Source organism: Arthrobacter sp. HMWF013 (genome assembly GCF_003061105.1).
Taxonomy (GTDB): Bacteria; Actinomycetota; Actinomycetes; order Actinomycetales; family Micrococcaceae; genus Arthrobacter.
The window spans coordinates 1-6521 of the sequence record NZ_QAIQ01000342.1 but is presented as its reverse complement, the minus strand read 5'-3'; the positions used below and the strand labels follow the sequence as shown (position 1 = coordinate 6521).

Here is a 6521-nt window from a genome sequence, read left to right as displayed (position 1 = left end):
CGTCCGCACCGGGCTGAAGCGCACCTCGTCTACAGCTCCGGCGGCACCGGACCCGCCATCCTCCCGCATGAAGACAGCCCTATGGACGTTGCCTACGACGTCGGGGAGAGCGTGGCCGCCAGCTGGTACGGGACGACCACCCAGGGCGAACTGAACGAGCTGCTGGCCGACCGGCCCATCCTGCCGGCCGACGTGGACCGTGTGCTGTTGAAGGACTGTGCCCAGCGGATCGGTGAATACAAGACCGACCTGCAGGGCGTTCGCCGTGCGCTGCGCGAAGCGTTCTGGACGAAACTGGACCAGCTCATCTAGACAACATGGGCAAGACACTAATGATCCAGCGCGCAGGGCTTTTTGCCGGCTTCTGACAGTGGGCAACACCATTATGGTGTCTCTCTTTCGGTATGATCTGACCATCAACCGCTCGCTGTCCCCGATGCGCGATGGAATGGGACGAACTGCTCGTCGTGGAGCTGATGAGCATCATCGAGTCCATCGTCCGGGACATCCTGAACGAGCGCGGCCGCCGATCCACATCAAAGGCCGCCTGATCCCGGGCTTGTTTTCACCACCTGCGCTCTGAATCCGTCAGCGCTGATGCGAGGCACCTTGATCGCGACAGGAGCGATGGCCGGACCCGCTGCTGGGACGAACGGGTCAGGGTACTTAAGGTCGACGGAACCGCCTGGGGGAACCACCAAACCGGAGAATGGCCGGTTCACCACCTCGACGCCGTTGATCTCAAGGGTTATCCGTTCGGGGCTCCAGTTGTCGCCCAGCTTGTCCCATGTACCGGGCCTTTGCGTGCTCAAGGCGATGCTGACACCGACTATTTTGTCCAGTTCCATGTGCCCTCCGGTGTCAACGTAGAACGCCTCCTTTTCGCCCGGTTCGAACTGAGGCTGCAATTTGATCAGGAACTTAGTCCCAGCGAGCTCTTGTTCGTAGTACTGGAAATTGAGCATCCACCGTGCGGTCGTCCCATTCCGGAGGTGGAGGACGATGTAAATATCGGAGGCTAGGCCCTTGTCCGAAGTGGACGCCGTTTTGGTGCTCACGCGAAGCGAATCGACAAAATAGTGTCCCACGTCTGACTGCAACGGGCCCGGGCCCCTCAGCTTGAACCTCGACAGCCGCTCTTCGAATGTTTCGGGGGCACCTGCAGCAGGGGCGGCATGAGCAGCGCCTGCGGCCGGCTTTTTATCGATGGCATCAGTAAGTTCGAGATGCTTCAGGTAGCGATCCTTTGCGATGCCGGCATACGACTTGGCGCCTGCAGTATTCGGGTGGAAGAAGGAAGCAATAAACGAGTGCTGGATCCGGTGCGCTTCCTGAACCAGGAGCTGCAAGGGGCTCAATCCTCGTTCCGGGCTGCGGCTGAAGAGGGCCTCCTCCAAGGATGTGGGTCCGTGGATCTTGGCGCGGAGGGCTTTGGCGCCTTCGAAATTGTTGAGCATTACGTGAGCTGCCATCTGAAGCATGTCGTCCAATGCGTTGCCGCGTGGTGTCTTCAATACTCGCTCGGACTGCATGGCATCGGTAGTGGGGTGAGTGTAGTCCGAGTGAACAAAGGAGCGCCCAGCGAAGGCAGCGTTTTCCATTCCGTAGCCGCTGGGCGAAAAGACAATTCCGGGTCCGCGCACATCGTTATCAAGGTTGCTGTCCGTCACCGCTTTGCGGAGCCAATAACTGGACAACGAGTGCGCCCACACGGACCGTACCCTCGCCTCGTGGATCATGGCGTCAATATTTTCGAAGTGGAAGAACTCGTTCAGGTACCAGGTGACGTCGTTGTCGTTTTCAAACCTGAAGTAGTTCTTCATGTCGTGATAATCAGACTCATAAGAAATGGGCAGATGATAGCTGAAGAGCACTATCACCGCGTTCGGACACTTGTCACGGACGACCTTCAATAGGTCTTTCGTGTCCAGATATGTCACTTCTCGGATCTTGCCTTCGAAGGTGTCAATGAACTTGCCAGGCTTGAAGGATGGGTTGATTATGTCTTCGAAGGCCAAGTCATTTGCGCCGCCGCAAACCAGTGCCACCTTGATCGTTTTGCCGAACTCGGGATCGATGCGCTCCACCTGCCACGTCACTGTAGGAAGCGACGACGGAATCTCACCGAACAACGCGTGGGCTGGGGCCTCATCACCTTCGAGAAATGCTCGCTGGCTGGCTTCAGTGGGGAAGAAATCGGGGTACCTGTCGATGAACTCATCTCGTTCATTCCCATTGCGAAGGCGTATTTGAGCACCGGAGCGTGAAAAGTCGGCAGCGATAACGACATCTGCTTTGGGGTGTTTTGGGATCAGCGACTTACGGAACAGCTCTTTGAATGTTGAATCACGGGCAACACCCTGGCCCCACATCAGGGAGTCACCAAAGGCCGCCAGTCGGAATTTGTCCCTGGGGGCTATTTCGTCGTTACCTCCACTCGTTGGCGGCGTCCCTGGAAGCCTTGAGCGAGCCATCTAAATCATCCCTTACATCATTGAAGTGACTTTGCTTGGAGACCTGCCAAAAACGTTCCTCTCGCCGCGCATGTGTGTCAACCGAATTTAGAAAGTAGGGGGTTCCCCTTGGATTTCGCCAACTGCGATCGGGTTGGCCCGTCACTCCGGATCATGTCCCAAATTCCGGCAGTTTGTGGCTGATGACCCTCTTCCAGCTGGTTGGAAACCATCCCGTCCTGGGAATTGGTGAGGTTAGCTACGGCGGTCAGCTAGAGCCATTGGATATATGGGACGCGGGAGTCGCAGCACTGACACGTTCGCAACCAGGGAAGGGCATTGTTCTGTCTCCAGGAATCACCCTGATGATGGCGTCGGGTTGGGTTCGTGGCTTGACTCCAAGTGTAGAAACTACCGCCACGGCATTTTGTCGCAAGAGCAGGTCAGCCAGCTTGAAGCGTTCCCCTCCCGGGACTGGGGCCATACGTTGATCGCCGGTGCCCGGACTACGAAAAATTCAAGCCACGTGCTCCAAGAAGATTCGTCGTATCCTGAGCCAGAAACCCTTGCCGACGGGCGGCTAAAACTTAAACTCCGGCGACTGTTGGGCAACCTCGCCGGGGTAAACGTCGTAGGTAACTACGGTGGCGACAGGCAATTTCACACGCATGCGTGCAAAAACCAGCGATCCTTTGCCCACAATCAGCTTCTTTATCGAATTCCCATCGAGCGTCTGCTTCTGGCGGTTCACACTGAACCGGCCCTTCCCATATTTGACGTTGATGATTGCGCCAGCAGGGCCTTGGAAGAAGGCGGTGCTCGTTGTGTTCCAGAAAGTCTCAACTGTCTGGGTCGTGCCGCCAGGCAGCTGTTTGGTTTTCAGCACCGCAAGCCATCTCCTTAGTCGGATTATGCTCAGGACTCTAGTCCCACCACCCACCCCATTGAAAGGCCAATTTTCTACGCTTCCCTGGCCGATGGGTGCGGCTCACCGCTCGGAGGGGTCTACCTAGCGTCGACCCAGCGCACGACGGGAGTCAGGCCGCAGACTTGCGGGCCCTGGGCTCCTTGAACCATTCCGGATGAAATGAAACGGGTCCGTACCATAGGCAAGGCGAAAGCCGGTACGTTTTGGTGCTCACAGTAGGTCCTCACATTGGGGTTCGATGACTCCGATATGTGCGGACGGTGACGGTCAGTTGCTCGCAGGCCACAGAGTTGCGAAGGCTGCCATTGCTGCGCCGACGACTACGAGAGCCCCGCCCACGAGATCAACGGTGTCGAGGCATCGTTCGTGAAGACGTGCGATTGTGCTTCTTCTGAGCCCTCGGCCTGTGCCTGCCGGCGTGACGCAAGAGCAGCCTGAACTAAGGCGCCCGCGGTCAGAACCCAAGGCGAAACGGGGGCCAGGTAGGGCGTGATGTTGTCCCATGTCGTCAGTGGGTTCCACGAGAATCCATGTGCTGCGATGCTGAGCATCATCGCGCTCATAAACACTGTGACGAAAAGCGCCCAGGCCACATATAACGTGCCGCGGTAAATGGCGGCTCCCTTACCTGAATTGGACACCCACCACTGTTCTGCGCGCGCCTTTTGTTCCCCCATGCCATTCACCCTATCCCGGGTCAGAGCCGCAGGCGGGGAGGGAGCTTCGCGTCGCCTGCTTTGCCGACTCCTTTACCGAACACACGGCCCCGGGAGAGCTCAGGTTTCACCGGGCCCGGGACCGGCGCGGTCTCCCCGGCGCGGTCCATGGGCGAGCCGATCAGTTCTGTCCGGTCCCCGGACCGCATCCAGTGCGGGGTGGCCGAGAGCAGCGGTGCCTGGTCAACGACTGCGGTCGCGTCGAAGGTGTTCCACGGCGTGAAGGCGTAGTCGCCGAGCAGGTCACGCTTCACCCATTTACCGTTGCCGTGGACGTTGTTCAGGGCGAAGTCGGCGGAGAGGCTGAAGAAGGCTTCGGAGAGTTCGTGCCGGGCGGGGAACCATTCGTCCCACGCGACGATGCCGATGCGGGCAGCGGGGGAGTCGGCCCGGGTGCCGGGAAATTCCTTCAGCACCGAGGAGACCCGACGGTAGATTTCGTCGCGCGGATCGCCGGACCTGTTGCGCGGCCGGTCGGGGTGGGGTGCGGTGATGAAGAGGACGGTGAGCCCGGAGGTTTCCAGTGGGCGTTCGCTGATCAGTTGAGCCCAGCGCCGGACTTTGTTCTCCAGGGACTTGGACGCGGTCCCGGTGAGTTCGTAGGCGATGCGCAGTCCGTCCGTGCGGATGATGGTCCCGTCTGCCCGGCGGTTGTCCGGGTTCTTCACCTTCTTGCCCAGGCCGGTGCCGGCGAGCAGGTCAACGGTGGAGAACTTCTCACCCATGACGGCGCCGATCGGCAGGTACTCGGCAGCGCGCAGAGCCAGTTCGGTGGAGAGCAGGTTGTGCCGGTCGTACTGGCCGCCGCCTGACCAGGGGTAGCCGCCGGTGACGGAGATCCATTCCGGCCAGGTCAGCTCGGGGGCGATGAGCTTATCGAAGGCGTCGGTGTTGGACGGGCGGTACAGGCAGTTGCGGTCCAGGGTCCCGCCGACGGCCAACGGGGAGGAGTAGGCCCCGACATCCATCAGCTCCAGTGAAACGGACGCGGCAATGTTCGATGACTCCGGGTTCAGGAACAGCCGTGAGCCGGTGATGGCCGCCAGCTGTTCAGCCGAGACGGTCCGCCAGGAGTCCAGTGCGCCCCACGCGGCCAGCCGTTCACGGCGGCCCTGGTTGATGGTGAGAAGCCGCATCGCTTCGGCTTCATCCATGAGGTAGCGGGAGTTCACCGCGGCGGGCTTCTCCGCCTTGCGCTGGGCAAGCAGCGGACGTGAGGACCAGAGCGCCTGGGAGCCGGGAGCCCAGAGCCGGTCCCAGTACGGGTCGCGGCGTGAGTGGGTGGCGAGTTCATCGTCCGGGCAGGCGGAGGGGACGAGCGAGGCGTGGACCGCGTCGGTGGCGGTACGGGCCGGTGTCAGCGTGGCGATGGTACTGCTCCTGTGGTGGGCCGGGCGTAGCCCTGGGCTGCGGGGTAGGCGGACATGTTGGCTTCGAAGTTGGGCAGCTTGACGATGAACGCGGACTGGCGGCGCTGGTCCACCGAGGTGCGGACGACCACGTGGTAAGGCTCCAGGTGCTGGATGTCATCGACGGACCAGTCACCGGTCCCGACGTTGGAGGCGACCTCGCCGGCGGTGGTCACGTCGGTCTGGGCGAAGGAGATCAGCGTCGTGTAGGTGAGGAAGTTGTTGCGCAGTGCGGCGCCGAGCTGCTCCGGACGCTGCGTGGCGAGGATGGCCCGGATGCCGTAGGACCGGCCCTGGTCACGGATCCAGCTGATGATCTCCGGGGAGGTGCCGGCCAGCAGGGAGAGCTCGTCGGCGAAGACGGTGACCGAGCGGCCCAGCTCCAGCCAGCCCGAGCAGTGCCGGACCATGGCGTTCTTCAGCGAGAACATCAGCATCGAGGAGATCATCTGGTTCTGGTTCTCCTCCAGGACAGCGCCCGAGGGTGAGGAGCCGGTGTTGATGACGACGGAGCGGTGCCCTTCCAGGACGTCCGACCATTTGACCTTGCGGCGGGACGGTGACCACCAGGACTCGAGGTCGAGCATCGCACTGACCTTGTTCCGCGGTGCTTCCAGGAACGGCCGGCGGGCCGACTCGGTACGGCCTTCATAGAGGGACGCGATCGCGCCGTACGCCTGCTCAAGGACGGCGTTCGGGGTTTCGCGTTCGCGCATCTTCACGGCCAGGGACTTGATGGCGGAGGCCAGTTCGACACCGATCGCGTCGCCGCGGCCGCCGAGCAGCAGGTAGGCGTAGTAGATGGGGGAGCGTCCGGCTTCGATGGCGCGCTCGTCCCGGTCCTCCATCGAATCCAGCAGTGCCTGGTCAACGGCGAGGGCTGCGGTGAAGACGCCGGTGAGGGTTTCGAATGAGCGGTCACCGATAGCTTCGCGGCCGAACGTGTACTTCATGGCGTTGACGAAGAAGACGGCGCGGGCGGCGTTGTCACCGGGCACGGCGAACATGTCGATGC

At 61.2% G+C, this 6521-nt stretch carries 4 protein-coding genes and 3 pseudogenes; 2 read left to right on the top strand and 5 right to left on the bottom strand.

The genetic code is table 11. The features are described 5' to 3' along the window. Nucleotides 1-312, top strand: a pseudogene (locus DBR22_RS12960) (NYN domain-containing protein); the annotation flags it as partial. A gap of 224 nt (nucleotides 313-536) precedes the next feature. Here DBR22_RS12960 and DBR22_RS12955 read toward each other — a convergent pair. Continuing rightward, nucleotides 537-2474: a hypothetical protein gene (locus tag DBR22_RS12955; RefSeq protein ID WP_146187497.1), complete on the bottom strand. Its 1938-nt coding sequence runs from the start codon at nucleotides 2472-2474 to the stop codon at nucleotides 537-539. Nucleotides 2475-2742: 268 nt separating this feature from the next. On the opposite strand from DBR22_RS12955, the pseudogene DBR22_RS25240 reads away from it, so the two are divergent. Then, nucleotides 2743-2901, top strand: a pseudogene (locus DBR22_RS25240) (helicase associated domain-containing protein); the annotation flags it as partial. 132 nt (nucleotides 2902-3033) lie between these two features. On the opposite strand, the gene DBR22_RS12950 reads toward DBR22_RS25240, so the two are convergent. From DBR22_RS12950 to DBR22_RS12935, 4 genes and pseudogenes are all read right to left on the bottom strand, one after another. Then, complete coding sequence (locus DBR22_RS12950) at nucleotides 3034-3339, bottom strand: hypothetical protein (protein ID WP_108599361.1); 306 nt, start codon at nucleotides 3337-3339, stop codon at nucleotides 3034-3036. Between the two features lie 362 nt (nucleotides 3340-3701). Then, complete coding sequence (locus DBR22_RS12945) at nucleotides 3702-4058, bottom strand: hypothetical protein (RefSeq protein ID WP_108599360.1); 357 nt, start codon at nucleotides 4056-4058, stop codon at nucleotides 3702-3704. Between the two features lie 20 nt (nucleotides 4059-4078). After that, a complete protein-coding gene (locus tag DBR22_RS12940; protein WP_258229185.1) occupies nucleotides 4079-5269 on the bottom strand; it encodes a hypothetical protein in 1191 nt (396 codons plus the stop codon). A gap of 185 nt (nucleotides 5270-5454) precedes the next feature. Beyond that, nucleotides 5455-6521 (bottom strand): annotated as a pseudogene (locus DBR22_RS12935) (type IV secretory system conjugative DNA transfer family protein); the annotation flags it as partial.

Coding starts and splice junctions, on each gene's coding strand:
- DBR22_RS12955 (WP_146187497.1), bottom strand. CDS start 2,474: ATGGCTCGCTCAAGGCTTCCAGGGACGCCGCCAACGAGTGGAGGTAAC.
- DBR22_RS12945 (WP_108599360.1), bottom strand. CDS start 4,058: ATGGGGGAACAAAAGGCGCGCGCAGAACAGTGGTGGGTGTCCAATTCA.